The following is a 25,402-nucleotide window of genomic DNA, read 5'->3' on the forward strand; positions in this document are numbered from 1 at the left end:
AGGCAGGCCATTATGTGCCTGTCTTTTTTTGTTTTTCCTTATATGAACTCGGATATAGGTTTCAAAGCGTAACTTGTGGCACATCGGTTCATCAGCATTTTTTGTATGTTCCTTAGCAAGTTATATCTGTCTCTCTGCCTGAGAGGCGCAAAGGTCATGGAACATAACCAAATCTCTAACATATAGGAATTAAATTGGCCCTAAACTTCTAATTTCATTATCCAACTACTTATATTACGCTTGTGCTCACTCAATAAAACAATGCAGAAGAGAGTTAAATTTGATTTTGAACTACACTTTACCAATGGCGGAAGTATCAACGGCCAGGATTTCCAGCTTGATATTTATGGAAATGACATTTCCGACAAAGAACTTGCTGATCACCTAGTGAAGGATCTTAGGCTAGTGATGGTGGGACCAACAAAAATATTCAATAAAGTCATTTTGGAGGAACAGCATGAACAGAAATCAATCAGACAAAGCAATCCATCTGATATGTTGATCGATTTAAGCCATACGATCGAAGATGGCTTGGTTACTTACAAAGGGCTTCCTGCTCCAATCATTTGTGATTATTTGAGTAGAGAAGATTCAAAACAAGTTTATGAAGAAGGGACGCAATTTCAGATTGGTAAAATTGAAATGGTGGCTAATACCGGAACTTACATTGACTGTCCTTTTCACCGATATGAAAACGGTAAAGATCTTTCGCAGGTCAGTTTAGAATGTTTTGCTGACTTGGAGGCAATAATAATCAGGGTGCCACATACTCATACGAAAGAGATTACAGCTGAGTATTTGAAGAACTATGAATTAAGAAATAGAGCTGTTCTGATTCAGACAGGTTGGGACGAGTACTGGAATACTGAGGACTACTATGAAAACAATCCTTATTTGACTGAGCAGGCTGCTGAATATTTAAGAGATTGTGCCGTGAAGTTAGTAGGAATTGACTCATATAACATTGACGATACCAAAGGGAAAAGCAGACCAGTTCACACCGTGCTATTAGGCGCAGAAATTCTCATTGTAGAGCATCTTTGTAATCTATACCTTCTGCCAGAAGAAGGGTTTACATTTAGTGCTGTTCCACCCAAATTTAAAGGTGTAGGTACATTTCCGGTAAGAGCATTTGCCAAACTGAAAAACAAGTAATTGGATAGAGTAAACAGGTGCAACATAAAGCGTTTAAAATGCCCAATAACACCTAAAGAACGCTCCTGACAACAGGGAGGAATGGCTAACTTCCTTTTAACAAGTGCAGACCGTATTTTCGAAGGCTTCAGGTTAATAAATGCGAATGGTCTGTAGTGTCTGAGGCTCTATTATACACAAGTTTTCAACTTACTCTTTGAATCATTAAATTTACAAACCGAATGAGCAGGGTAGTGGCTATGGGGCAACGCTGCCTATGGCTGAAATTTTAATAAATAATGTTTACAGTAGAAGTAAAAAGTGAAAGAAAAGAAGATATCTGTCTATTAATAAAAGTTGATAATCATTCTTTCAACTATTTATGTGATTGTGGAGAAGCTAAGGCGCTTACGGTGAAAGAATGCCAGGATACTAAGGCTGTTTTTTTGAGTCATACCCACATCGATCATTTTTTTAACTTTGATGCTTTATTAAGACATCAAATAGGTACTGGCAGAAAGGTCATTATTTGTGGGCCAAGTGGAATAGCTAATCAGGTTCAAAATAGAATAAAGAGTTATTGCTGGAACTTGATAGAAGAAGGGGCCATTAGCTACGAAATTCGCGAAATCCAAGGAGACAAGAGCTACAGGGCAGTAAACCTAAACCCTCCATTATGGAATCAAGATTTTATAGGAGACTTTAATGCCAATCAAGTTTTTATTGAGAAAGATTTTGACGTTGAGTTTGAAATTCTAGACCATAAAACCGATTCAATAGCTTATTTATTTAAGGCTGTCGATAAAACTAAAATTGAACTGCATGAAGATTTTAAAGGTGGGAAATGGGTCTCAGATTTGAAAAAAGCTTTCGATGAAAATGATGAGACAGCTTCTATCTTAATTGACGGCAAGGAGTATGTTGCCAAAGATCTTTTTCCTATGATAAAAGTAGAGACAGGTAAAAAGGTCGGCGTCATCATGGATCATGCAGCTAGTTCAGAAAACCATTCAAAAATAAGGGATAAGTTTAGGGGTTGTGATGAAGTGTATATTGAGTGTTTTTACAAAGATGAAGACAAGGAATTAGCTGAAAAGAATCATCATAGTTATGCCTCCATGTCAGGGAAAATAATGAAAGAATGTGACGTTAAACATGCTATTCCGGTACACTTTTCTCGTAAATATAATGAGAATGAAGTTGAAGAGTTAGTAGCTCAGTTTGAGTTAGCAAAAGGCATTTCCTAAGCTAACGTTGATTTTTTTAAATAGAAAGATATTAATTACTGGCAAAATAAGGTGTGTATGACTACTATGAGCCCGGAAATAGATACAATAAAAAAGGCTGAGTACCCCGAAGTAGTGAATGTATGGGAGGCTTCGGTTAGAGCTACGCATCATTTTTTAAGAGAGGAAGATATTGAATATTTTAAACCTCTAATTTTAAATACCTATTTAGATGCCGTTGAATTAAGGTGCGTAAGAAACCATGAAAAAAGAATAATAGGATTTCTTGGTGTGGCTGAAGATAATTTAGAAATGCTATTTATTCATCCTGAATATAGAGGTCAAGGAATTGGTAAATTGTTGTTGGACTATTCTATTGACCATTTAAATGTTACTAAAGTGGACGTAAATGAGCAGAATGAACAAGCAGTTGGATTTTACAAACATTACGGCTTTTATATGATAGACCGTTCGGAATTAGACTCCTCAGGAAAACCTTATCCCACTTTACATATGCAATTGAAGAAGTAGAGCTATTTGTTATTTCATGCTGATCTGAGGAGCCACTCGTCAAGAGGGGGACAAATAGGACTACAGAAGAAACAGATAAGACTTTGATTCTGAAGATGGGGCATGATTTTGATTTAGAAGGAGCTCTTAATAGGGCAGACGAAAGTATTTGGGGAAACTCTACTTTAGATAATCCATACCCTAATTTAAAATAGAAAGTTAACACTAACCTTTGTGATACCATTTTTATTTCAAATTATCATGATCACCTCAATTTTTGTGAGCTTTTGGAATGGAATAAGAATAACCATAACCATTACCAAGCATTTCATGGAGCGTCACACAGATAGGAACGAATACTGGAGGTGGTCTCCTGTTGTATTACAGGCTAAGATAGAAAGTGGGGGAGTAGCAGATGTACTAAACGTGCATGGGTTCTTTATTCTTTCTTGAATTCTTAAATTAGCGGGCTGAATGAAAAGTTATTCATCTTAGAGGGGTATAATTCTGCAAATTATAGGCTTAGGTTAAATATAGTAATTATATAGATATAGGTTATGTTATATATTCTGATTTTATAAACAATAATGATAAAAATGAAATTTTTAAGATTAATTTATATGTTGGCTTTTGTGGGACTTTTCACACAGGCTTGTAAAACCTCCAAAACAGGAAGTACAAATGAAACAGGCTCGGCAACTCAACTGTCCATTTTTCAAAATAATAAGGAACACCGAATTAAGAAATATTCTGAAACCGCTGAATTAGATAAAAAAGAATTTTCATTGAGGTTTTATAACAAAAAATATGACGTTGAAAATAATAAATTCTATTCGGCACAAATAGCGGCTTTTATGGATAAATCAGAATTTGATAAGGTGAAAATAGGATTAGAAATGGCTGAGTTATCTTGTTTTGAACCAGGCACTGGTATGGCTCCAGCTAGAAGTGGAATATATGAATCTCTGATTTTGACAAATACAGGACACCACTATACCTTTTATGAGAACGAAGAAAGTAAAAGGCTTAATTTGTTAGACGACTCAGGAGACTTGGTGAAGCTGGAATTTGAGATCAACTCATTATATTACGATGGTAAGAAAGTTTCAATGACTGAAACTGATTTATCTGAATTTTATATAGCTTTCTTAATAGATAAAAACCTGAATGGAATAATCGATCAAGGAGAGTTAAATAAGCTTACTATTAAGCTAAAGTAAATTGCTAATATCTAATTTCCCCTATATTTTTAAACAAAAAGACAGTGCTGAATGACTCATGGCACTGTCTATAGTTTAATTTGAGATATGATGATGTTGAAGCCATGGTTATTCTTAGTCTCAAGCTACGAACACAACATAAGGTACTATGCTATGCCACTCTTTATTCAATATAAGTACGGTAAGGCCGGAATCACCAGCAGGAAGTAAGTAGCTCTGAATCACCCTTTTTCTGTATGTCTAACTTTTGCAGTATTCATTATCTTTTTAATGCTCATCGGGTGGAGTTAATACCTGCTGGTATTTTACTATAATCACATAGCGTACCATCTGTACGTTTCATAAAGCCTGTTGTAATTGAGCTTAAAATATAATAATTTTAAGTTTAAAATGAATCTGGTGAAATTTCATCTTTAATATGCTCCAAATTAAAGGCTTAGTTATTTTAATATTTTCTATTCTATTTTCAGAAGACTTACTTAGTCAGAATATTACTTGTAAGATCACAGGACAAATAAGTGGTAGAGATTCTGAGAGTTTAATTTTGGTGAAAGCGCAAGAAGATGCTCGGCATAATGGAGTTAAAATACCTATTGTAGATAATCGATTTAATTATGAACTAAAGGCTGAAAATATTGAAAAATATCAATTGATATTTGAGGATGAACTTCTAGAAGGTGCTTTTAGGCCAATTGATTTCTTTCCTGAAAATGGCACTATTCAATTTGATTTACATTCTTTTGATGAATTTGAGAACAATGAAGTGACAGGAGGTCAGCTTACCAGTAAAATGGTGGATTTTGAGAAACAGAGAAAAGATACTTTTCAGCCAAAAATCCGGCCTATTGAGTTGGCCATGGACTCTCTTAAGGGTGAAGGGCTGGTGTTGAATGAAAAAGCAAAATTGTTACTATCTGCTGCCGAAAATTCTGAAAATCCTGATGACAAGAATAGACTTTTCGTTGAATTTAGAACTTTAATGAAAAATAATGAAGGCTATTCTAAGGAAGCACTAGGCTATAAAATGAGAATAGATTCAGTTCATAAAGAAATACTGGATTGGCAAAATGAATATATTGAATCTAATCCTGACATTTTTTCTTATTCTTTATTATTAGAGACTTTTCAGCGAAAGCAATCTTTAAAAAATAAGGTTGATATGAGCATCTTGATAAAGCTCTATTCAATGTTTGCTCATAAATATCCATCTCACCCTTATACCAATCAGATTTATGAAATAATTGAAGCCATTAATACCATTGAGGTTGGAGGCCGTTATATTGATTTCAATGCCAACACATTAGAGGGGGAATCTGTGAGAATTTCAGAAGTCATTAAAGGTAAAATAGCCGTGATTGATCTGTGGGCTTCTTGGTGTTCGCCGTGTAGAAGGTTAAGCTTAAGTATGATCCCCGTTTACGAGAAATATAAGGACAAAGGATTTCTTATTGTAGGTGTTGGTCGTGAATATAACAATGCGGAAAAATTTACAGTTGCCATTGAAAAAGACAAATACCCGTGGTTAAATCTAATAGAGTTGGATGATGAAAATGGTATCTGGAACAAATATAATATAGGTAATGCTGCCGGATGTACCTACCTAGTAGATAAGAATGGAGAAATTCTGGCCATTCATCCCACTGCACAAGAGATTGATAATATCTTAAAAGAAATATATAAATAAGACGAAGTAATGGTAACTCTAACATAATTTCGGAGAGGTGTAATATAATGGAAACTATGACCTTAAGTGACCTACATGAAATTTTGGATAAAATTCAAATTGCTAGTTTATATACTTCTGGTAAGAAGGAATTGAGAACTCTAGTGGAGAAAGTTGAGCATGGCTCTCTGTTTGTTGAAGATCTAGGTAAAGAGCTAAATACTTATCAAGAATTGCAAGAATTAATAAATGATTATGATTCAAGCATTAAAATAAAAGAAATCATTTGAATGATTATTGACTGAAGTCCGCCTACCTAGCCACTTATTGGAAATCGCTCTAGCCAGTAAACCTCCTACTTATGTCCTCATAAGAACTACCCTAGTCTCACACTCACTACTCAAGAAGAAGATTTTTTGGAATAGGAAAAGGTATGATATCAATCATAATTTTATTTTATGATAAAATCAATTATTTATATTAATTTGACATATCCTTAACCTAACACTTATACCATGAGAACATTAATCCAATTGCCTTTCCTTTTTATAATCATAGCCGGGTTCTGTTTTACCAGTTGCAAACAGCAAGAAACACAACAGAAATTAGATCTGTCTGTGGAAACTGCTCATGGGGAAGTATCTGGTAGTTTAAACGATAGCGTCTATTCTTTTAAAGGTATACCGTACGCTACTGCGGCAAGGTTTATGCCTCCTCACGATCCTGAAGGGTGGGACAGAACGCTAGAATGCACAGATTTTGGTCCTGTGGCCAGGCAGGTAGTGCCTTGGTATCCTGATTCGGTGCAAAGTGAAAAAGAATTATTTAGTTTAAATGTTTGGACCAGAGGAATAAATGATGATAAAAAACGTCCGGTAATGGTGTGGTTACATGGTGGGGGATTTCATGTAGGAGCCAGTAACGACCCTATGACTTATGGTGAAGCTTTGGCTAGAAAAGGCGATATTGTTATGGTTTCGGTTAATCATCGTCTGAATATTCTTGGTTTTCTTGACTTGTCAGCATATGGAGAAAAATATGATAAATCTGCTAATGTGGGTATGCTAGACATTGTCAAAGCCTTGGAGTGGGTTCAAAATAATATCGATAAGTTTGGTGGAGATCCTTCCGATGTAACCATAGTGGGGGAATCAGGCGGTGGAGGTAAGGTAGGCACGCTCATGTGTATGCCCGCCGCAAAAGGCTTGTTTAAAAAAGCCATTATCCAAAGTGGAACTTTACTTAATGCTATGAGCCAGGAAAAATCACAAGCCCTGGCCGCTGTGGTTCTTGAAAAATTAGGGCTTACACCAAGTGAAGTAGAGAAATTGGATAGCATACCTTACCCAGACCTTGTAAAAACAGGTAATGCTGCCGTGGAGCAGATGGCTGGCCCTAGAAAACCGGGATCACCGGTGATGTTTGGCTTTGCGCCTTCCGTAGATAGTATTGTTCTGCTCCAGCAGCCTTTTAGTCCTGGCTTCGCTGATATTTCAAAGGATATACCACTGATGATAGGCTCTACGCTCAATGAATTAATGCCCGTAGTTTATGGAGAAAAAGAGCTAACGTTAGAACAAGCTGAAGAAAGATTGAAATCAGAATATGGAGACAAAACCCGTGAATACATTTCACTTTTCGAAAAAGCTTATCCTGATTATACACCTCAAGATCTGCTTTCTATTGATAAGGTGTTCAGACCTTATACGATTCGCACTGCCGATGCCAGAGCCGCAGAAACAGACGCTCCCGTTTATTCTTATTTGCTAGCCTGGAAAAGCCCGGTAGATAGTGCTTCAAAAGGATCTTTTCATGGTTTAGACATTCCTTTGGCATTTAATACCGTAGACCTAAGGGCAGACTGGACCGGTGAGTCCGAAGAAGCGTGGGAACTGGCTGATAAAATGAGTTCTGCTTGGATCAACTTTGTAAAGTCTGGTGACCCTAATGTGGAGGGAGTGCTCCCGAAGTGGGAAAAATATACTGCTGAAAATGGCGCTACTATGTATTTTGACAATGATTGCCGAATAGTGCATAACCACGACAGAGAATTGATGAATTTAATTGAACCAATGGATTAGTTTAGCTAGCATTAACACCCCTGTTTCTGAGAATAATAGTTCTTGGTACATGAAATTCGATTGAACTTTATGCCTTGCCAAAAATCCTAACATATGTTTTCATTGTATATAACATAGTTGTAGCAATCATTTAATCAGTTTAGGTGTCGCTAAAATTGAAAGGTCGCTATTTTATTCAGTCACCAATGTCTCTGTAATGTAAAATGAAGGGTTATGTTGCGTCGGTATTTCTTATATAATGGTGGTATTATGTTAGATGATCCCATTATTACTTTGAGAATTAAGTCTGTATGAAAGTTAAGTATAAAGAATTTGGCTGTGTAGGTGTATTCGGTATAGTGATTTTATTGATTTTTAGTGCAATGCTGATTTACACTATTATCATAACTACTCAGTCTTTAATGGTTTATAGTTGGACTCGGGGGGAGGCTAAAATGCTATTTTCTAAAATAGAATCATCTAGTGGAGGCGAAACCGATAAAGTTATCTGTGAATATGAATACCATGTTAAAGGGAATAGATTTACTAATGATAGATTGGCGGTTGGCTATGGCTTCAGTAGTAATATTGAGGATAATGGAAGAATAGCTAATCTCTCAAAGAAAGATAACATTGTTAAAATTTACATAAATCCTAGTGATCCTCAAGAAGCCAATTTGATAGCAGGACTACATCATTCCATAGTTTTTATGATAATTGTTAATTTATTACTAGGGTCAATAATATGTTTTTTTTCTTTACTCATTTTAGCTGGAGATAAAGTAAATATAGGCAGATTAACTTGGGGACTTGTCTTAATATGGGCCTGTGGCATTATATATCTGGTCACGAATCCACTAGATATTAGCATAGCAGATAAGATTGAGGTGGTAGAGGTAAAGGATGACGAAGGAATCTAGTAGTATAATATCAGAGAAGTACCGACTATAAGCTGGAGGCTGCTCATTATAAGGCATCTCAAAGGATATTTATTTATTACTCTGATATTTACGGGTGAAGCTCTTCCATAAAACCATGATAAGTTTATTTTTGTGGACCTTATTGTATCATCATCCCAGAGAACGTCTGTATTACTTCCCATGAAAATATTTGTTAAAATAGTTTGCTGCCTAATAATCCTATCCTCGTGTAAGAATCAGATTAATAAAAATGGAGATAAGGGTGTTTCTACTAGTGCGCAAAAAGATCATCTTCTTTTTTCTCGGGAAGCCTATGCTAATCAATTATATGGCTTTTGGCTAGGGCAATGTATAGCTAACTGGACAGGCTTAGTAACGGAGATGGACAAAATTGGAAACATCGGAGAGATAAAAACCGGTGATTTTTATACTCGTGAAGATTGGGGTAAGCCTGATCAGCCTAGTATATGGGGAGAAGGTGTGCCCAGTGACTTATCCGAAACTATTGATTTTGTTTTCATGGATGAGGATGAAATTTGGGGAGCTGATGATGATACAGATATTGAATATATGTACCAATATTTAATGTTGGTTAATAGTACCAGTAGGTTAACTCCTGAGCAAATACGAGATGGCTGGGAAAAGCACATAAAAAAAGAGGAAGAAAACTACTTATGGGTATCTAACCAAAGAGCTTTTGACCTTATGGCTGAAGGAGTTTTACCTCCCGAGACGGGCAATCCTATGAATAACGAGCATTATGAAATGATTGATGCGCAGCTTACTACGGAAATATTTGGTCTCTTGGCACCTGCTCGGCCAGATGTGGCCTCTAAATTGGCCCATCTTCCTATTCAAACTACAGCCAGAAAAGAGGCTGAATATATTTCAAAGTTTTATGTCACTATGTATGCATTGGCTTCTTTAAATGCCGGAAAGACGCTGAGTGACCGAATACATGCTATGGCAAAGGAAGCTAGAAAAGTATTGCCAGATAGCACGTACCCAGCCAAAATGTTTGATTACACAAGAGCGTTATACGAGTCAGGCATTCCTTGGGAACAAACCAGGGATTCGATTTATTTCAAATATCAGGTCAATCAGGAAGAGGGATATAACATCACCTCCAAGAATTTGTATTGTAATGGATGTTTCGCTGCGGGAATCAATTTTGCCTCTAGCTTGATAAGCTTGTTTTATGGTGAAGGCGATCTTAAAGAGACTATCAAAATCGGTACACTCGCAGGTTGGGATTCTGACAACCCTACGGCAACCTGGGGAGGATTAATTGGCTTTATGATTGGTAAGGATGGGGTAGAGAAAGCTTTTAACAGGTCTTTTTCCAATAGGTTTAATATTCACAGAACCAGACAAAATTTTCCTAATAATGGAATAGATACTTTTGAGAATATGGCACAAACCGGAATAAAAGTGATTGACTTGGTTGTGAAAGAGGAAATGGGCGGATCCATAGATCGTGAGAAAAATACGTGGATTATTCCCTTACACTCACCAATTTGAGAGTGATATTAGATTTAGAATTCAGTCCTAATTTATGAGAAGTAGTCTGTTTTTGAAAAAATAAATATTGGCCAGACCCTAGCCTGGCTATAAAGAGTATTAGGAAATAGTAATGCATTATGGAAATAGGTTTCTTCTTCATTTTTATAGGGTTGGTGTGTGGTCTTTTAATTTTTGGTATATATTCTCTCATTAGGGGGGCAAACAGATTTAAGCGATTGTTAAGCGCTCTACTCATTTTTTCTTATGGCCTTGGGTATCTTATTTTTCTAATGGGTTTTTCAGTTAATTCATATGATTATAGGGAAGCTATTGACCCCATAGATAATGGTTATACTCCCTTAGCTAAAGATCACCTCTTTTCATTTCTTACGTTTCATTTTCTAAGTCTTTTCGCGTTGGTTAAGGTTTGGAAAAAGGGCAAAAATCAACCACCTCTGTTGTTAGTGGTGTATTTAGCATTTTTGATGATAGGTATTATAATTAACCTATTACTGATAATGCAGCTGTTTGGGCACGAGAATGACCTGGCAGGCAATAGTGGTATCAGCGGATTTTTTATGGCAATGGCTCCAGCATTACATGTGCTTATTTCTTTTATTTTAATCTTGCATGTTATTAAGGAGGAAGCTCACGAGGCTGATAAAAGAAGCTTTAAAAACAGGTTTCTGAATCAATTGAATAATCGACTCAAAGGATCAAAAATGCTTCCTGTTTGGTCGTTATTGGCTTTATTCCCCATTTTATTTATGGTCACCATTTTACTCATCTTGCTGGGCCAAGAATATGATTCGTTAACCAAAGTTTTTACAGAAACTGCTACATGGAATTTTTCGCAAGAGACGCACCCGCCTTACTTAGATCATACTGGGCATTACCTATGTACTGTGGCGGCATGTGGTAGCCCTGAGGTGGTTAGGCCTCTTAGGCTAGGAATGAGACATGGAACTGAAATTATCGTCAATCGGCAGCTGCTTATTGCTAATGCTTTTGAAGACCTTATTCAGACCAAATACCCGAGAGTTCATAAAGTGATCAGAGGTAAGTATGATAAATATGGTTATCCTTTATCAAAAGACATCAACACAAAATTCAAATCTAATTGCACCTACCTGATCATGAAACCTTTAGAGTGGTTGTTCTTAATATATATCTATCTGAATTCTCAGAAACCTGAAAAATTAATTCGGAAACAATATAAAATGAAGTTTTAGTGTACTGTTCCAGATATGGGTTAATAGCGAGTACGAACACTCTTTTGAAGATAGGCTCTTGATGAAGCATTATAAAATGTGGGATGAAAAATGATTGGCTATTTACCGTTCATGGTATAATCTTGCCACTTCTAATTTTAAATGCAATAGGGTTGCGTTTGAGGTCTACTTGAATTAACATTGCTTTAAAATAAAAATTGCTATCTAGAGGGTTATACTTGATTGGCTAGATAGTTTCTGTAATTTTTAATTATTGTTCATGCTGGAAGCAATCAATTTATCAAAGAAATATGGAGAGCATCAGGCTCTAAAATCATTAAACTTAAATGTTCCTGCCGGAGAAACTTATTGCCTTCTGGGACAAAACGGAGCAGGTAAAACCACTACTATTAACCTTTTTTTGGGTCTTTTGAAGCCTTCGGGAGGTAAGACGCTGATCAATGGAGTAGAGGTGAATATGGATAAAAACACCACCAATAGCATGATTGCTTATATCCCAGAAGTGGTACAGCTATATGGTAATTTAAATGGCCTTGAAAATTTAGAATTTTTTAGTCGGTTATCGGGGCATAACCATAGCAAAAAATGGTTAGTGTCATTGCTTTCTAAAGCTGGCCTTAAAGAGAAGCATCATACCAAAAAACTATCGAGCTATTCTAAAGGTATGAGGCAAAAGGTGGGGGTGGCCATCGCCCTCTCTAAAAATGCTCAGGTTATATTTATGGATGAGCCTACTTCTGGTCTGGACCCACAAGCTACGGCTGAGTTTACAGCTATCTGCAAAGAGCTGGTATCTGAAGGAAAAACCATTTTTATGGCTACTCATGATATTTTTAATGCGGTGAATGTAGGGTCGAGGATAGGTATTATGAAGGAAGGAGAGCTGATTCATTCAGGAAAAACATTAGACCTTACAGCTATTGAGTTGCAAGATTTATATCTCAAAACTATCTGATACACCAGTTATTGTGAAAAGGTGATTTCATCACTGAGCCTGTAACATTCGAATATGAAAAAAAGGACATTACTAATTATTGCAAAACAGTTTTGCGCAAGTGTATTTAAATCAAAAGCCATTTATTTATTAGTGCTTACGCTGGTAGTGCTTTTGGTTATAGCAGCCAGAAGTGGCGTAGCTTACTATGATCAGAACCATTATAGGATAGACCACCAGCAGATGGCACGTGAAAGCTGGGAAGGCAATCCTGATAAGCACCCACATCGTATGGCTCATTTTGGTACTTTTGCCTTCCGGCTAAAGCATCCATTAAGTATCTTTGATTTTGGGGTAGAGAGCTTCACGGGTAATGCCGTTTTTCTGGAAGCTCACAAGCAAAATGTGGTGAACTTTTCAGAGGCTAGTTTTTCTACAGGTCTACTGCGTTTTGGTGAGCTGAGTATGGCCATGGTGCTTCAGACCATTTTACCGCTGATCATCTTTTTTATCGGCTACTCGGCTATTGTGGCAGATAGAGAAAATGGCACTCTTAAAATATTATTGACACAAGGAGCCAAATGGAAGGAGATACTGTTTGGAAAGGCCTTAGGACTTTCGGCAATCTCTCTATTGTTTTGTTTGCCATTTTTAGGCACTATCACCTTTATATTACTTACCGAAGAGCATGTGGTGCAGGATGATTGGATGAGATTCGCAATCATTGTCATCGCTTATTCGCTGGTTTGTTTTATCCTGTCTTTTATCACTATCTACGTATCTCTCAAAAGTGATTCATCTAAAAATGCTTTGGTAAAGCTGCTAGGGTTATGGTTGTTGATGGTAATTCTAGTGCCAAGAACGTCTCAGGCCATTGGGGCATATTTCTATGAGACTCCTTCTAAGGTAGAATTTAGAGCAGCTATAGAGCAAGATGTGCTAAAATATGGTGATAGCCATGATATTAATGATCCCTTTTTTAAAGCCTTAAAAGATTCTGTTCTTCAGGCCAATCATGTAAAAACTGTAGAAGAGCTTCCGTTTAATTATGGCGGATTTTTGATGAGTAAGGGGGAAAGAATTAGTGCTAATATTTATGGAGAACACCACAAACAGTTATTAGATCAGTACCGAAAACAGAACCAATTAACGCAGTGGTTGGCTATTATTAATCCGTTTTTAGCCCTTAAAAACCTTTCTATGTCGGTTTCAGGTACAGATTTTGAGTCTTATGTGCACTTTCAGGAGCAAGCAGAAGATTATCGTTATAAGTTAGCTCAGAAGATGAATAGCCTGCAAATGAAATACATAACACCGAATCCTAATGATAAAACAAAAGGAAGCCAGGTGAGCAGAGATCAATGGAAGTCTTTTTCTGATTTTCAATATACTCAACTTACCACTGAGGCGGCTATTTTGAATGTAAAAGTATCCATTATATCCATATTAAGCTGGTTCATATTTTCAATAGCTCTATTAGTTTATGGAGCAAAAAAAGCTACTGCAATATGAGTTTATATCTATTAATGTTCAGGCAGTTTGTTCGCACCAGAATTTGCCAGCTGGGGTTATCTATGGTGTTAGTGTTAGGCATTATCAGCATTTTTATAGGAAAGCAATTTCTGGATAAACAAAGAGCAACCGCCGCGCAAGTAGCAGAAACACAGCAGGAGCATATTAAGAGAAATGTAGATCTTCATAAAGATGATTTAGGCCTGTTGCTTTATTATTTGAAGTTTGCCGTGGTGAATGACGTGAGCCCATTGGCCGGTTTGTCTATTGGCCAAAAGGATATTAATCCTAGTGTGCAGAATGTGACCATACTTGCGTTGGAAGGTCAGAAATACGATGCCGATTTGGTCAATCCGGCTACATTGCTTTTTGGTAATTTAGATTTGAGTTTTCTTATAGTGTATGTGTTTCCTCTTTTAGTTATTGCGTTTAACTACAACTTATTGTCAGAAGAAGAGGAGGGAGGAACCTGGAAAATGGTGAGTGTTATGTCAGTGCATCGATGGCGACATTTATTTACTAAAATGTCCGTGAGGGCTGTATTACTTTTTGGTGTATTAATCATTTTATTCATTATTGCAGCAGGGATACTAGGCATAGAATATAATTTAGCATTCTCCAAAATTATACTCACCAGTATGCTCTACATTGCTTTTTGGTTTGCCATTGTAGCGTTCATCATATCACTCAGGCGTAGTTCTAACTTTAATGCAGTTGCTTTGCTTTTTTGCTGGTTAATATTTCTCATACTAATACCAGCTGTACTTAATAATGTTATAGTGAACAAGTACCCTATGCCCGAGGCATTTACTACTATGATTAAGCAGCGTGATGGATATCATGAAAAATGGGATACAAATAAACGCGAGACTGTCGAGAAATTTTATAAGCAATATCCTCAATTTTCTTCTTATGGTTTTCCTTCGGAAGCATCTAAGCTTCAGTGGTTGTGGTACTATGCGATGCAAAATTTAGGAGATGTAGAATCTAAAGAAGAAAGTGCTTTGCTGGAGGCAAAAGTATTAAAGCGAGATGACGTAAGTCAGACCTGGTCTATGCTGGTACCTTCTCTACATGCTCAATTAATATTCAACTCATTGGCTGGTACAGGTATGGAAAATTATCTTGACTTTCTGAACTATACAGAACAGTTTCATGAAAAAACAAGGTTGTATTTATACCCTAAAATTTTCTCTTATAATAAGGCCGAGGGAGTAGATTGGGATCGGTTTAAACCAGAGCATGTTAGCTTTGAAGCACACATAACATGGTCTCATCTTTTGCTACCATTTATTGGAGCTATATTTCTGTTAGTCTGTGCTACTCTTATCAGTTTTAGATATTTTAACAGCTGAAAATGAAAAGGATAGCTATATATATGAGCTACTAATATTATTTAAGAGGATTCTTGCTTTATGCAAGGGTCCTCTTGTAGTATAAGAGCCGGCTGTAACCCATTCCAATCGCTATTACTGTCCATTGCAGTTACTGCTTTCCCATAAAGTTTCAAATTCTATACTTTGGTAACTCGGGTGATTTTAAAAATTCTTTGAAATTTGTGTTTAATTAATTCTTATACAGTTTGAAATGAATATTTACGATATGGAATTTGAGTTTAAGCAAATACAAAAGCAAGACAAGAATAAAGTCTTAGCGTTATTTAAAGAGGCAGCAGAAAAAATTGCTAAGATGAAGGTAGATCATTGGCAATATTGGAAGAATCCACCAAAGGAAAAAATAGAATGGGTCGAGGAGGGAATCTCAAATAATGAATTTTACTTCATCAATGATCAAGTTGGAGAGAATATAGGGATGGTCAGAATTTTAAATGAAGATCAACTATACTGGGGCTACCAAAAAGAAAAAGCTAAATATGTTCACTCTTTGGTTATAAAAGAAAAATATAACGGGAGAGGGATTGGCTCAAAAGTACTTCAAAAGATTGAAGAAATAGCGAAATCTGACGGTTGTGCTTATATAAGGCTAGATGCAGATTCTAAAAATCTGAAGCTTTGCAAGTATTATGAAAAAATGGGCTTTGAAAAAAAGGGAGTAAAAGAGTTGCCTTTATCCTACTACAATCTTTATCAAAAGAAAATATAAAATGGTTAAATGATACCTTATAAAAGGTTAAAAGCCGACAATTTGTAGCTGCCGATAATAATAGATTCATACAGGATGTAACGGTATATCTATCTTTCATCAAGTTATCGAATTGGGACTGGTTTATTTATGTTCATGTCTATTATTGTGCTTATTCATGGATCTTCGAGCTTTGAAAGTTATTGTAATTTCTTCTCTAAGATGCACTTGCTCTGGACTATTCCCATTTGGCTAGGTCTTTATTGTTTATTTCTTTATTTAATGGGAGGTAAAAAACATGTAGTTTAATATAGAATAGACAGAGGTATTACTTATCCTGTTTTCAAGCTATAATAAAAAGACCATCACTATCCCTTTTAGTAAATTTCATTATCATCAAAATTTTTGGAGATTCTATAAAGGGATCATCTTATCATTTGATAACAAGAGATATGGGTAGTGAAAAGGCGATGAGAGGGGTTTTTAGATTATATACAGGATCATATGCCTCTGATTTTTATTCATATATCGTGTGGTATATGTACAAAGGAAGGTCTTTACCTCTAGGGGAAGTTTTTGATGAATATAGAGAAAAAGATCGCAAAGAAAGAATCGAAAGGAAGATACGACCATCATATAAAAGTGCATTTAACAAAAGAAACGTACAGCCAGAGGCAACAGAGCTAGCTTCTTTCTACTATGGCCATTATAAAGGATTTACCAGGTGTCAATAGCCTAACAGAGTGTTTAATTTCCATTAGTACACATTGAAAAGATGATTAAAATGAGTTAAAAACATTATATAATGGTATTTTACTTTCTTTTTGTGGAGTATAAATAAATATGTTGATTCAATTTTATATGTAATTTTGAGGGGGATTGATTTTAATTATTATTTTTGTCCTGAAGTTGAATATTATTTTTTGTAGTGAATTATTTTTTGAAAGTTAAAATTACAGGCTTACTGTCTGTATGGTTCCTAGTTTCATCTCAAATAGCGCAGTTAACAGCATGCCATAATACTCTTGTCGAAAATTCCACCAAAGGAAATATTTTATTGATATTCTTAGTGGGGCAGAAGCTACCATGGAGGGAACAACCAAATTGACTATAACTACTTAACCAATTAGAAGAAAATACTCAACGAGACTTGCTGTGATTTAGTCATTTTTTAGTTCATGTGCTAACACGTGAATCTGTATTTTCAGACAAATAGATTATTATTTTTTATCAATATATCACTTTTATTATGAGAATTTTAAATTTTATACTATTCCTATTATTTACTTTTTCCGCCCAGGCGCAAGAAACCTACCTGATGTGGAATGATGTAGAAACACAGCGCTTCGGCAATACCACACTGTTTAAATCAGAAAACAAATTTTTAAACGGGCCCTATAAATTGGCTGAAAATAGTGGTTCTTATACGGAGGCTACTTTTAAAAATGGAAAGATGATAGGAGCAAAAAAGAGTATGATTTTACTGGTAAGCTAGTTCAGGAGGTAAATTTTAATGATGAAGGAAAACCTGATGGTAAAAGCATATCCTATTATTCAAACGGAAAAGTTCACGAAGATATTAGTTTTAAAAACGGCTTGAAAGACGGCACCTGGAAAACGTATGATAAGCAAGGAAAGGTAAGGCAGACAGAAATATATAAGGAAGACTTAAAAGAAGGCAAATGGGTCAATAATACAAAAGATGCAAGCAGCGGTGTACATCTGATAGAAACAGAATTTTATAGAAATGATAAACCAACAGGTACTTGGAAGAAAGAGACGGAAGAAGGTAGGTTGCTATGGGAAAAGGAATACAAAAACCCTGAAAATTATATTCATAGAGAATATCATACCAATGGAAAGCTAAGTACTGAAGAGTTTTATAAAGATAATCGTCTGGATGGTACAGCCAAATATTATAATTCATCTAGCATTTTAATTAGTGAAAGGAAGTATAGCGAAGGGTATTTAACAGCCGAAGTGAGCTATTATGAAAATGGCAACAAAAAGGAAGTAGTTAGCTCTAAAGAAGGATATAAGCACGGGCTTTATCAGGAGTTTTCTGAAAATGGACAGCTGGAGGTTGAAGGGCAATTTGCGATGGGATATAAATCTGGTGAGTGGAAATACTATGATGAAGATATGTTGGAAGAAACATTTACATATACTGATGGTCATAAAAATGGCATCAGCAAAACTTATAATGAAGCCGGAAATGTGGAGAGTGAAGGGAATTATAGTAATGATGAGAAGACAGGTATATGGAAGCATTATAAGTTAAATGGGAAACTTTTAAGGGAAATTGAGTACAAGAATGATGAGGTAGTTTCCGAAAAGAAGTATAACTAACTCCCTTTATAATACCTGATGGTTAACCTGCTCCTATTGGTTTTTAATTAATAGGATCCATTGCGTCTCTGGTAATGAATTATGAATGTGTTAAACTGCTAGGAGTAGGTATTTTTTAACTCGATTTGAATTATTTTTTAAGCTAAACATTACAGATGAAAATAAGAATCATAATATTTTTTATGGCATGGGTGTCTATTTCCTGTGAAACCAAGGTGGATACTCAGAGTATTGCTACAGTTATAGAGAAAGATGATCTAAATAAATTTCAGCAATTCGTTTCAAAAATAAATTTGGACACTTGTGTATTTAGTATGGATGAAAATGCGCTTCATTATGCCATACGAATGGGATCGAGAAAAATTGCAAGTAGGCTTATTGATGAAGAATTTATGCTCAATGCAACCGATTCGCTGAAATTCACTCCTTTATTATTGTCAGCCATGCTCAATTATAAAGACATTACTGATAAATTATTAGAAAAGGACATTTCGATTGATAATATAGAAGAGTATAACGATTTGGCCGCACTACATTATGCAGTATACAATAATGACCTTAGCTTAGCAAAGAAACTCATTGCTAGAAATGCTAATGTTAATATAAAATGTAACAGTCGAATAGCTAGTACTCCTCTTCACTTTGCCATAGAAAGCGAAAATGGTTTAATGGCCAAATTGTTATTAGACAATAATGCCAGTGACACCATACAAGATGGTAATGATCATACTGCAATAGATTTAGCTTCCGAAACTTCAAACCCCGATATATTAAAACTATTTTATAAAAAAATGGGTGTGGATAAAAAGAAGGAATTATTTTTTAATATTACCAGAGGTTCAGGAGATCTGGCTTTCATTACCAAAATGCTTAGTGAAGGATGGATGTCTAAAGAAATAATGAATGATGCCCTCGTTTTTGTAAGTGATACTGCTGTTTCAAAGGTATTATTAGAGAGCGGAGCTTCTATCAGAAAGTTCCATTCTGAGTATAAATATGGAGCTATTCACTATGCAGCAATACGAGGGGATACAACTATGATTGGATTCTTACTGAAAAATGGTGCCAATATTAATCAGTTAGCAAAAGAGGGAACTGTTTCTGCTTTAATGTATGCTTCTCAATTGGGCAATGAAGTGAATAGTCTGGATGATAAATTGGACGAACTTGGTTTATCAGTCAATTCTTTTTTTTATGATTATCTAGGGGTAAGTGCTGAGAAGACCAGACAGAATAGTTTGGCATCCGTTCAATATTTAGTGGACAAAGGAGCTAACATTCATTTCAAAAATGATAACAATGAGGATGCATTGTTCTATGCCAACTCTTCATCAAACCATGACGTTTCTGAATATTTAAATGAACTACGGGTAAATTAAACTTTAAACTTACATTGATTAAAACTGAAATAACCCTGATGGTAGGTTAATCACAGCGGTGTCATAATCTACCAAGATCAAGAGCATATGCTCGGAATTAGATAAGTGGACTGCTGAGGCTACAAAGCAAAGTCAGTATTTCATGAATACAAGATTGTGCTTAAAGAAGGGGGGAGCGGATGCTCAAGCAATATATGGGATCGTAGCGGATTCTATGATCAGTTGTGAAAAGCAGGCTTTCAGACACACAAATTAGCAAATAAAAGCCGTCATTCCTGAATCATGGGGCATAGCATAATGATATCAGGAATCTCACTGTTCGGTTAGTGTTATCTGAACAGCGAGATCCCTGCTCTTCATTTCGTTGCAGCCGGGATGACGTGATAGAGTTATGACTAATCACTTCTTTGGTAATAAATACCTTTTTTTATCAGAAACTCACTCAAAAAATCCGGAGTCTTGTCGAGGCCTAACATTTGTTTCAACCGCACCAAGAAGAATGACATACTATGTGTTAGAAAAGATGCATCCATCCATACTTTTAAGTTAGACTTTTCAAATAGCAGCCAACTTGGATTATCTAGTCTTTACTTTCCTTACTTTTTTGCAATCGATTAAAAAAGTAACAAAAAAACTCTTTCTTGCTGTGAGGTCTTCAGCTCACTGAAGCATTTCATAGCTTCAAGATTACTTCGTCATATCTTTCTCGTAATTACCAGATAGTGAAGGTGACGATCTCACCCACCGAGTCACACTGAGCCGTGTCGAAGTGTAGACGATCGGTACTGATTCATGATTTAATTATATCTCAATCGTTTTGACATTTTCATGTAGGTACTATTTGATTATACTTTCACACAAGTGTCATTTCTAGTGAGAGGCAAATGTTATAAGTACCTGAAAAATATGTTTTGGAGAAATAGGAGGTTAGCGTTAGTACGATTACCGCTGCTTAGGTTTTTGTTGTCCTTATAACTAGTACTGGCCGTATTGCACTTACCAGAAAAGAATATTAAGTGTATAATATTCGGCTAGTTAAGGCATACTGACGAGATAAATTGAAGGTAATCAAATAGATTTTTGAAAAAATGTATTTGTTAAATAATATTTTTCCTTAACTTAATTTTATAATAGAGCGAAAGGGAGATATTTTTTCCCTTATACGGATGTTACCTGCCATTAGTGCAAGCAAAAAATGAAAGAGTTTAACTTAGATAACTGGGAAGCCAAGGAAGAAACAGAAGGACTTTTATTCTTCGCTCAACGAGCCCGTGAAATGCTTTTTGATTATACTTTAGATACGTTCAAACCTTCTGCACTTAATACATCATTATTATGTGAAGAGCTGCTTATTACAATCAAACAAGTTGAGAACGCTAATATTGAATCAAACAACCTGAATGCCATTCTAGATGAACTTAAATGGGCGTTTAGCAAGGACCCAGTAGCCAAAACACTTATAGAAGGGAGGCAAAAGGACTATATAGAAGACTTAGACCTTAATAATCGCAAGGAATTACAAACAAGAATACAACTCCTTTATAATAAGCTTAGAGAAGAAAAGTACATCTCAGCTTGTCAACTTTTTCTTACTAAGGCTACACAAAATGCTAATGAAAAGAAATTAATTGAGCAATTATCAAGACAATATATAACCGCCTTAATTGATTTTGGATATAGTCAAAGCTACTTATACAACAAGACAAGAGAGTTCTTTTTCGGCTCCAATAAAATCAACTCTTCTTCTGATATTGAGGAATTTTTCAAGTTCTTTCCTCTATCGAATGTAGAGTACGATCTAGTGTTTATTGGTAGCCCAATGTTTGAGCAGGTAAAGGATTCGTGTGAAGGGTTTGGAATAGAGATTCTTAAAAAAATTGATTTACCTGGATTGAAAAAATGGAGCAGAGAGTTTCTCGATAGTAAGCGTCCAAAACAGCTTTATTTAAAATTGAACGAAATCAATGCCCTTGATGAACAAAGTGCAAAAGAAATAGCAGAAAGTCGACTAACAAAAATATCGAACCTTTATGCTTTCTATCATCATAAGAAAAAGCTCTCTTGGTCTAATAAGGCAATTATATGTAGGTCAGAAAATAACAAGATTAATATTCTCTTATCTCCAACGACAGCAGCAATTACAAAAGGTTCAGACAATAGAATTGATAAAGCAGCAAAAAAGCTTAATCTAATTTTAAGAAGAATGGTTGAACTTGAACCAGATTCATTTGCAAAGTTTAACACGGTAATTGATTTGCATGGTATTGCAATTACTAACAGGGATCATGAAAATCAACTTCTAAACCTTTGGATTGGGCTTGAAACACTCGTTCCTTCCCAACCTGGAAAAACCAAAATCCATTCCGTAACTGAATGTCTCGTTCCATTTCTTAAGTTCAAATATTTGAACAGGATTATTGAATCAATTGGTAAAGACCTTGTAAGATGGAATAGGCCATTAATTGAGGAAATTGTTGAGACAATAAGTGGTTCTAAAGAATTTACGGATGAAGCATTTTTTCAATTAATAGCGTTAGCGGAATATGAGGATCAGCGTAGGAAAATTTACCAAGAACTAGGAAGTGAAATTCTATTAAGATACAGACTATTTACATTCAGTCAACACTTCAAATCAGGAAAGAATTTAAAAAGTCTAATTGATAATCACGAGAAAAAAGTCATATGGCAGATAAGAAGGGTATATAGAGCAAGAAACCTAATTGTACATTCAGGAAGGCATCCAAGAAATATTGAAACCTTAATAGAAAACCTGCATACATATTTAGATACCTTCTTGAATCATCTAGTTGACATGGTGGTTAATGACTTGCAAGTAACTTCAATTGGACAAGCCATCAAAGAAGTCAAACTACTGACGGAATACCATGATAGAATTTTGACAGATAATAAAGGTGATATTGATGACATGAGCATTTTTACACCAATTATAAACGGCAGGTAATCGTGTAGACGGCCGTGAGCCATAAGCTCACGGTGCGCCTCACACACCACCCGGCGTACGNTCATCATTATAGAAAATAAGTTAAGTACCCGTTAGCGCTCGTTTTATAACGAGTGCTTTACTAGCATTATCCAATTGTCTATAAAAGTTACACAAAAAGCTACAGAACCTTTCTGGCCTTATATGAAAAAAATCAATGCGGATAATTGATATATATATCACTATATTCAGGTCAATTAATCTCCTATATAATCAATTTCGAAATCCTCCGTTGCCGCCATGCTCGGCATGGTGATATAAATTACCAGAGGTTATTTGTTAAGACTAAATGAGTTGTTCCTAGCGTTTTAAAAGTCTTACCAAACGCTCACTCTATAGTTATTTATTAATAATAACTGTAGCTAACCATATTCTTAAAAGTTATAAAAATACCTAAGCTTGGGTATTTCGTGCGATAAACATAAGCCTTATATTTATCTAATGAATCAGCTGTTCCTATTGCTCTTTAAAGTATCACAATACACTGCTTTTCATTTGAATATTAGATTAGGTGGATTGGGCTATAATAAAAATAAATAAGGGAATGTTTGGTCTCCCTTATACGGATGTTATGTGAAACAGCATGCAAAACCAAGAAGATAAGAAAAGATCAATAATTGTTTGTGTTTCTATTATAATAGGAACTCTAGCATTCTACTATCTGCAAATATTTATTGCTAAAAAATCGGCTGACGATATTCTCCAACCATATATAGATGGTGATGTAAAAATTGAAGCAGTTATTGTTACTATTAAAATCTCACCAGATCAAATCCCAAGCAATAAACTAAGAATTCTCAAAAATCAATATGATATAATTAAAAGCAAAAAAGAGCATCACCTCAAAATAACTCGGCTTATGAATGCATATTATTTCGCTTCAACCTTGCTTCTTGTTATTTCAACTATTGTTCTAGGGGTATTACTTTTAAAAGTTGCTGATGATGGTTTAAAAACAAAATCTAACCTCTTCAAAACGATATTTTATACTGTTCTCAGCCTAACAACTTTCTTTGGAGTATTAATTCAAGTTTTGGATCACAAGGAGAATATTGCCAGTAATAAAGCTACTTATATAGCATATTCTTCAACTCAATTAAAAATTTATAATTACCTCACTACTGATGGAAAAAACGATATGACAAATAGCGAAACCATCAACGTTGATAAATTTATCTCAAGCATTAATCAAGAAATAACCTCGATTAACAATATTACATTTGGTATTGAACACGATAGGGTAAAAGATGCCAACGATATCTTTAAAAATAATTAAAGCTTCACACAATCGTGTAGACGGCCGTGAGCCATAAGCTCACGGTGCGCCTCACACACCACCCGGCGTACGGTTCTCGTACCGGGCGGTTCATTGAATCTCTGGTTGAANGGTTCTCGTACCGGGCGGTTCATTGAATCTCTGGTTGAAGTTTTAGGTAATAATCCAGCATACTTTGATACCCTTTCTTTCTTAGTCGTGATATGGTGATAGTAGTTCTCAGTATGGGGCTTTGAGCTACTGCCCATCCACCCATTCTGGTTCTACTCCAAGCGTAAGCTTGTCCCTGTTTCACTCCTAATCGGATGAGGTTTTTGCGTTTCCGCTCCAGCTTTTTCCAGTCGTGCCAAATACAGTATCTCAGCCTGTTGCGAAGCCATTCGTCAAGCTCCTTCACCTTGGCCTGTATACTAGCCAACCGGTAGTGTTGTAGCCATCCGGTGAATACTTGCTTTATTTTGACTAATCTTTCAGCTAAGCTGTAAGGTTTGGTCTTTTTGGAACAAGCCTTGAGCTTACGTTTCAGGGTTTCCCACCCTGACTTATTGACTACCATTTGGTACTTACCTTTCTCTCCCTTTTTGTAGGTAGGCACAAAGGCATACCCTAAAATCTTGAAGTTATGAGGCCTGCATATGCTACTCTTTTCTCGGTTTATAGGTAATGCTAGCTTATATTTTAAGAACATATACACTATATTACCTGCTTTTCGAGCTTCCGTTTTTGACTTGGTATAAATACTAAAGTCATCGGCGTATCGAACGTATTTCAGTCCTCTTTTCTTCAGGTATTTGTCCAGTACATCCAACATAATATTAGACAGTAGAGGACTTAAAGGGCTACCTTGTGGCATTCCTTTTCTGCGCTTATACAACTTTCCCTTAATAAGGATCGGTGCACGTAGCCATTTGCGGATCAGCCATAGGGTAGTAGGGCATTTAACTTTGTGGTAGATAAGTTGTAAGAGTTTATGATGGCTTACTTCATCGAAAAATGCTTTCAAGTCGATATCTACAATATCCTGATATCCATGGTTGATGTATTTTCTGGCTTGTAGTACGGCTTGTTGCAGGTTTTTCTTCGGCCTAAATCCATAGCTGTAGGGTTCAAACTGTAGTTCAAACCTTTTGGCTAATTGTTGGCTAACGGCTTGTTGCAGCCATCGGTCTGTTACGGTAGGTATCCCCAGCATTCTGTTTTTACCATTTCCTTTGGGTATTGTTACCCCTTTGATAGCATTAGGTACATATTTCCCCTGTAGAATGCTCATGAGAATGTCTGTTTGATGAGCATCAAGGTATTCTTTCAGCTCATTAACAGTCATGCCATCCACACCTGCAGCTCCTTTATTAAGCACCACCTTTCGGTGTGCTTTGTAGAGATTTTTGGGTTGTAGAATTT

22 protein-coding genes and 1 pseudogene are annotated in these 25,402 nt (G+C 35.8%); 22 read left to right on the forward strand and 1 reads right to left on the reverse strand.

The window, feature by feature from the left end; translation table 11 throughout:
* Positions 1 to 261 precede the first annotated feature (261 nt).
* The 22 genes and pseudogenes from JL102_RS21790 (at position 262) to JL102_RS21895 (ending at position 24,001) form a co-directional block, all read left to right on the forward strand.
* Positions 262 to 1,155 carry a cyclase family protein gene (locus tag JL102_RS21790; protein WP_202246590.1) on the forward strand — a complete coding sequence of 298 codons (894 nt, stop codon included), beginning with the start codon at positions 262 to 264 and terminating at the stop codon, positions 1,153 to 1,155.
* Positions 1,156 to 1,433: 278 nt separating this feature from the next.
* Complete coding sequence (locus JL102_RS21795; protein ID WP_202246591.1) at positions 1,434 to 2,381, forward strand: MBL fold metallo-hydrolase; 948 nt, start codon at positions 1,434 to 1,436, stop codon at positions 2,379 to 2,381.
* Positions 2,382 to 2,438: 57 nt separating this feature from the next.
* Positions 2,439 to 2,891: a GNAT family N-acetyltransferase gene (locus JL102_RS21800; RefSeq protein ID WP_237390699.1), complete on the forward strand. Its 453-nt coding sequence runs from the start codon at positions 2,439 to 2,441 to the stop codon at positions 2,889 to 2,891.
* 240 nt (positions 2,892 to 3,131) lie between these two features.
* Positions 3,132 to 3,323, forward strand: coding sequence for a hypothetical protein (locus tag JL102_RS21805; protein WP_202246592.1), 192 nt, complete (start codon positions 3,132 to 3,134; stop codon positions 3,321 to 3,323).
* Between the two features lie 143 nt (positions 3,324 to 3,466).
* Positions 3,467 to 4,090 (forward strand): hypothetical protein, encoded by a 624-nt coding sequence (locus JL102_RS21810; RefSeq protein WP_202246593.1) that lies wholly within the window; start codon positions 3,467 to 3,469, stop codon positions 4,088 to 4,090.
* A 418-nt stretch (positions 4,091 to 4,508) separates the two neighbouring features.
* On the forward strand, positions 4,509 to 5,774 hold the full coding sequence (locus tag JL102_RS21815; RefSeq protein WP_202246594.1) for a TlpA disulfide reductase family protein: 1,266 nt from the start codon (positions 4,509 to 4,511) through the stop codon (positions 5,772 to 5,774).
* Between the two features lie 47 nt (positions 5,775 to 5,821).
* Positions 5,822 to 6,043, forward strand: a complete 222-nt coding sequence (locus tag JL102_RS21820; RefSeq protein ID WP_202246595.1) for a hypothetical protein — start codon at positions 5,822 to 5,824, stop codon at positions 6,041 to 6,043.
* A 225-nt stretch (positions 6,044 to 6,268) separates the two neighbouring features.
* Positions 6,269 to 7,834, forward strand: coding sequence for a carboxylesterase/lipase family protein (locus tag JL102_RS21825; RefSeq protein ID WP_202246596.1), 1,566 nt, complete (start codon positions 6,269 to 6,271; stop codon positions 7,832 to 7,834).
* 290 nt (positions 7,835 to 8,124) lie between these two features.
* On the forward strand, positions 8,125 to 8,733 hold the full coding sequence (locus JL102_RS21830) for a DUF3592 domain-containing protein (RefSeq protein ID WP_202246597.1): 609 nt from the start codon (positions 8,125 to 8,127) through the stop codon (positions 8,731 to 8,733).
* A gap of 180 nt (positions 8,734 to 8,913) precedes the next feature.
* The gene (locus JL102_RS21835) at positions 8,914 to 10,254 is read left to right on the forward strand and encodes an ADP-ribosylglycohydrolase family protein (protein ID WP_202246598.1); all 1,341 of its coding nucleotides are present in this window, start codon (positions 8,914 to 8,916) and stop codon (positions 10,252 to 10,254) included.
* Positions 10,255 to 10,373: 119 nt separating this feature from the next.
* Positions 10,374 to 11,468 carry a DUF6688 domain-containing protein gene (locus JL102_RS21840; RefSeq protein ID WP_317191658.1) on the forward strand — a complete coding sequence of 365 codons (1,095 nt, stop codon included), beginning with the start codon at positions 10,374 to 10,376 and terminating at the stop codon, positions 11,466 to 11,468.
* A gap of 259 nt (positions 11,469 to 11,727) precedes the next feature.
* Positions 11,728 to 12,423 carry an ABC transporter ATP-binding protein gene (locus JL102_RS21845; RefSeq protein WP_202246600.1) on the forward strand — a complete coding sequence of 232 codons (696 nt, stop codon included), beginning with the start codon at positions 11,728 to 11,730 and terminating at the stop codon, positions 12,421 to 12,423.
* A 54-nt stretch (positions 12,424 to 12,477) separates the two neighbouring features.
* On the forward strand, positions 12,478 to 13,914 hold the full coding sequence (locus JL102_RS21850) for an ABC transporter permease (RefSeq protein WP_202246601.1): 1,437 nt from the start codon (positions 12,478 to 12,480) through the stop codon (positions 13,912 to 13,914).
* On the forward strand, positions 13,911 to 15,269 hold the full coding sequence (locus JL102_RS21855) for a DUF3526 domain-containing protein (protein ID WP_202246602.1): 1,359 nt from the start codon (positions 13,911 to 13,913) through the stop codon (positions 15,267 to 15,269). Before JL102_RS21850 ends, JL102_RS21855 begins: the two co-directional genes overlap by 4 nt.
* 232 nt (positions 15,270 to 15,501) lie before the next feature.
* Positions 15,502 to 16,017 carry a GNAT family N-acetyltransferase gene (locus JL102_RS21860; RefSeq protein ID WP_237390700.1) on the forward strand — a complete coding sequence of 172 codons (516 nt, stop codon included), beginning with the start codon at positions 15,502 to 15,504 and terminating at the stop codon, positions 16,015 to 16,017.
* A gap of 431 nt (positions 16,018 to 16,448) precedes the next feature.
* Complete coding sequence (locus JL102_RS21865; RefSeq protein ID WP_202246603.1) at positions 16,449 to 16,730, forward strand: hypothetical protein; 282 nt, start codon at positions 16,449 to 16,451, stop codon at positions 16,728 to 16,730.
* A 515-nt stretch (positions 16,731 to 17,245) separates the two neighbouring features.
* Positions 17,246 to 17,491: a hypothetical protein gene (locus JL102_RS21870; protein ID WP_202246604.1), complete on the forward strand. Its 246-nt coding sequence runs from the start codon at positions 17,246 to 17,248 to the stop codon at positions 17,489 to 17,491.
* Positions 17,492 to 17,529: 38 nt separating this feature from the next.
* Positions 17,530 to 17,586: pseudogene (locus JL102_RS24180) on the forward strand (hypothetical protein); the annotation flags it as partial.
* Between the two features lie 6 nt (positions 17,587 to 17,592).
* Positions 17,593 to 18,345, forward strand: a complete 753-nt coding sequence (locus JL102_RS21880; protein ID WP_202246605.1) for a toxin-antitoxin system YwqK family antitoxin — start codon at positions 17,593 to 17,595, stop codon at positions 18,343 to 18,345.
* Between the two features lie 155 nt (positions 18,346 to 18,500).
* Entirely contained in the window at positions 18,501 to 19,724 is a 1,224-nt protein-coding gene (locus JL102_RS21885; protein WP_202246606.1) for an ankyrin repeat domain-containing protein, read from the forward strand.
* 1,195 nt (positions 19,725 to 20,919) lie between these two features.
* Complete coding sequence (locus JL102_RS21890) at positions 20,920 to 22,686, forward strand: hypothetical protein (protein WP_202246607.1); 1,767 nt, start codon at positions 20,920 to 20,922, stop codon at positions 22,684 to 22,686.
* A gap of 622 nt (positions 22,687 to 23,308) precedes the next feature.
* Positions 23,309 to 24,001 (forward strand): hypothetical protein, encoded by a 693-nt coding sequence (locus JL102_RS21895; protein ID WP_202246608.1) that lies wholly within the window; start codon positions 23,309 to 23,311, stop codon positions 23,999 to 24,001.
* A gap of 130 nt (positions 24,002 to 24,131) precedes the next feature.
* Here JL102_RS21895 and ltrA read toward each other — a convergent pair.
* The coding region (ltrA, locus tag JL102_RS21900) for a group II intron reverse transcriptase/maturase (RefSeq protein ID WP_237390701.1) at positions 24,132 to 25,402 on the reverse strand (1,271 nt) is incomplete at its 5' end.

The organism is Fulvivirga sediminis, assembly GCF_016757215.1.
Lineage (GTDB): Bacteria > Bacteroidota > Bacteroidia > Cytophagales > Cyclobacteriaceae > Fulvivirga > Fulvivirga sediminis.

Bases quoted from the DNA above. Each gene is read 5' to 3' on its own strand.
- JL102_RS21795 (WP_202246591.1), top strand. From the start codon at position 1,434: ATGTTTACAGTAGAAGTAAAAAGTGAAAGAAAAGAAGATATCTGTCTA.
- JL102_RS21800 (WP_237390699.1), top strand. From the start codon at position 2,439: ATGACTACTATGAGCCCGGAAATAGATACAATAAAAAAGGCTGAGTAC.
- JL102_RS21805 (WP_202246592.1), top strand. From the start codon at position 3,132: ATGATCACCTCAATTTTTGTGAGCTTTTGGAATGGAATAAGAATAACC.
- JL102_RS21845 (WP_202246600.1), top strand. From the start codon at position 11,728: ATGCTGGAAGCAATCAATTTATCAAAGAAATATGGAGAGCATCAGGCT.
- JL102_RS21890 (WP_202246607.1), top strand. From the start codon at position 20,920: ATGAAAGAGTTTAACTTAGATAACTGGGAAGCCAAGGAAGAAACAGAA.
- JL102_RS21895 (WP_202246608.1), top strand. From the start codon at position 23,309: ATGCAAAACCAAGAAGATAAGAAAAGATCAATAATTGTTTGTGTTTCT.
- JL102_RS21830 (WP_202246597.1), top strand. From the start codon at position 8,125: ATGAAAGTTAAGTATAAAGAATTTGGCTGTGTAGGTGTATTCGGTATA.
- JL102_RS21790 (WP_202246590.1), top strand. From the start codon at position 262: ATGCAGAAGAGAGTTAAATTTGATTTTGAACTACACTTTACCAATGGC.
- JL102_RS21810 (WP_202246593.1), top strand. From the start codon at position 3,467: ATGAAATTTTTAAGATTAATTTATATGTTGGCTTTTGTGGGACTTTTC.
- JL102_RS21825 (WP_202246596.1), top strand. From the start codon at position 6,269: ATGAGAACATTAATCCAATTGCCTTTCCTTTTTATAATCATAGCCGGG.
- JL102_RS21850 (WP_202246601.1), top strand. From the start codon at position 12,478: ATGAAAAAAAGGACATTACTAATTATTGCAAAACAGTTTTGCGCAAGT.
- JL102_RS21815 (WP_202246594.1), top strand. From the start codon at position 4,509: ATGCTCCAAATTAAAGGCTTAGTTATTTTAATATTTTCTATTCTATTT.
- JL102_RS21885 (WP_202246606.1), top strand. From the start codon at position 18,501: ATGAAAATAAGAATCATAATATTTTTTATGGCATGGGTGTCTATTTCC.
- JL102_RS21860 (WP_237390700.1), top strand. From the start codon at position 15,502: ATGAATATTTACGATATGGAATTTGAGTTTAAGCAAATACAAAAGCAA.
- JL102_RS21855 (WP_202246602.1), top strand. From the start codon at position 13,911: ATGAGTTTATATCTATTAATGTTCAGGCAGTTTGTTCGCACCAGAATT.
- JL102_RS21840 (WP_317191658.1), top strand. From the start codon at position 10,374: ATGGAAATAGGTTTCTTCTTCATTTTTATAGGGTTGGTGTGTGGTCTT.
- JL102_RS21820 (WP_202246595.1), top strand. From the start codon at position 5,822: ATGGAAACTATGACCTTAAGTGACCTACATGAAATTTTGGATAAAATT.
- JL102_RS21865 (WP_202246603.1), top strand. From the start codon at position 16,449: ATGGGTAGTGAAAAGGCGATGAGAGGGGTTTTTAGATTATATACAGGA.
- JL102_RS21870 (WP_202246604.1), top strand. From the start codon at position 17,246: ATGAGAATTTTAAATTTTATACTATTCCTATTATTTACTTTTTCCGCC.
- JL102_RS21835 (WP_202246598.1), top strand. From the start codon at position 8,914: ATGAAAATATTTGTTAAAATAGTTTGCTGCCTAATAATCCTATCCTCG.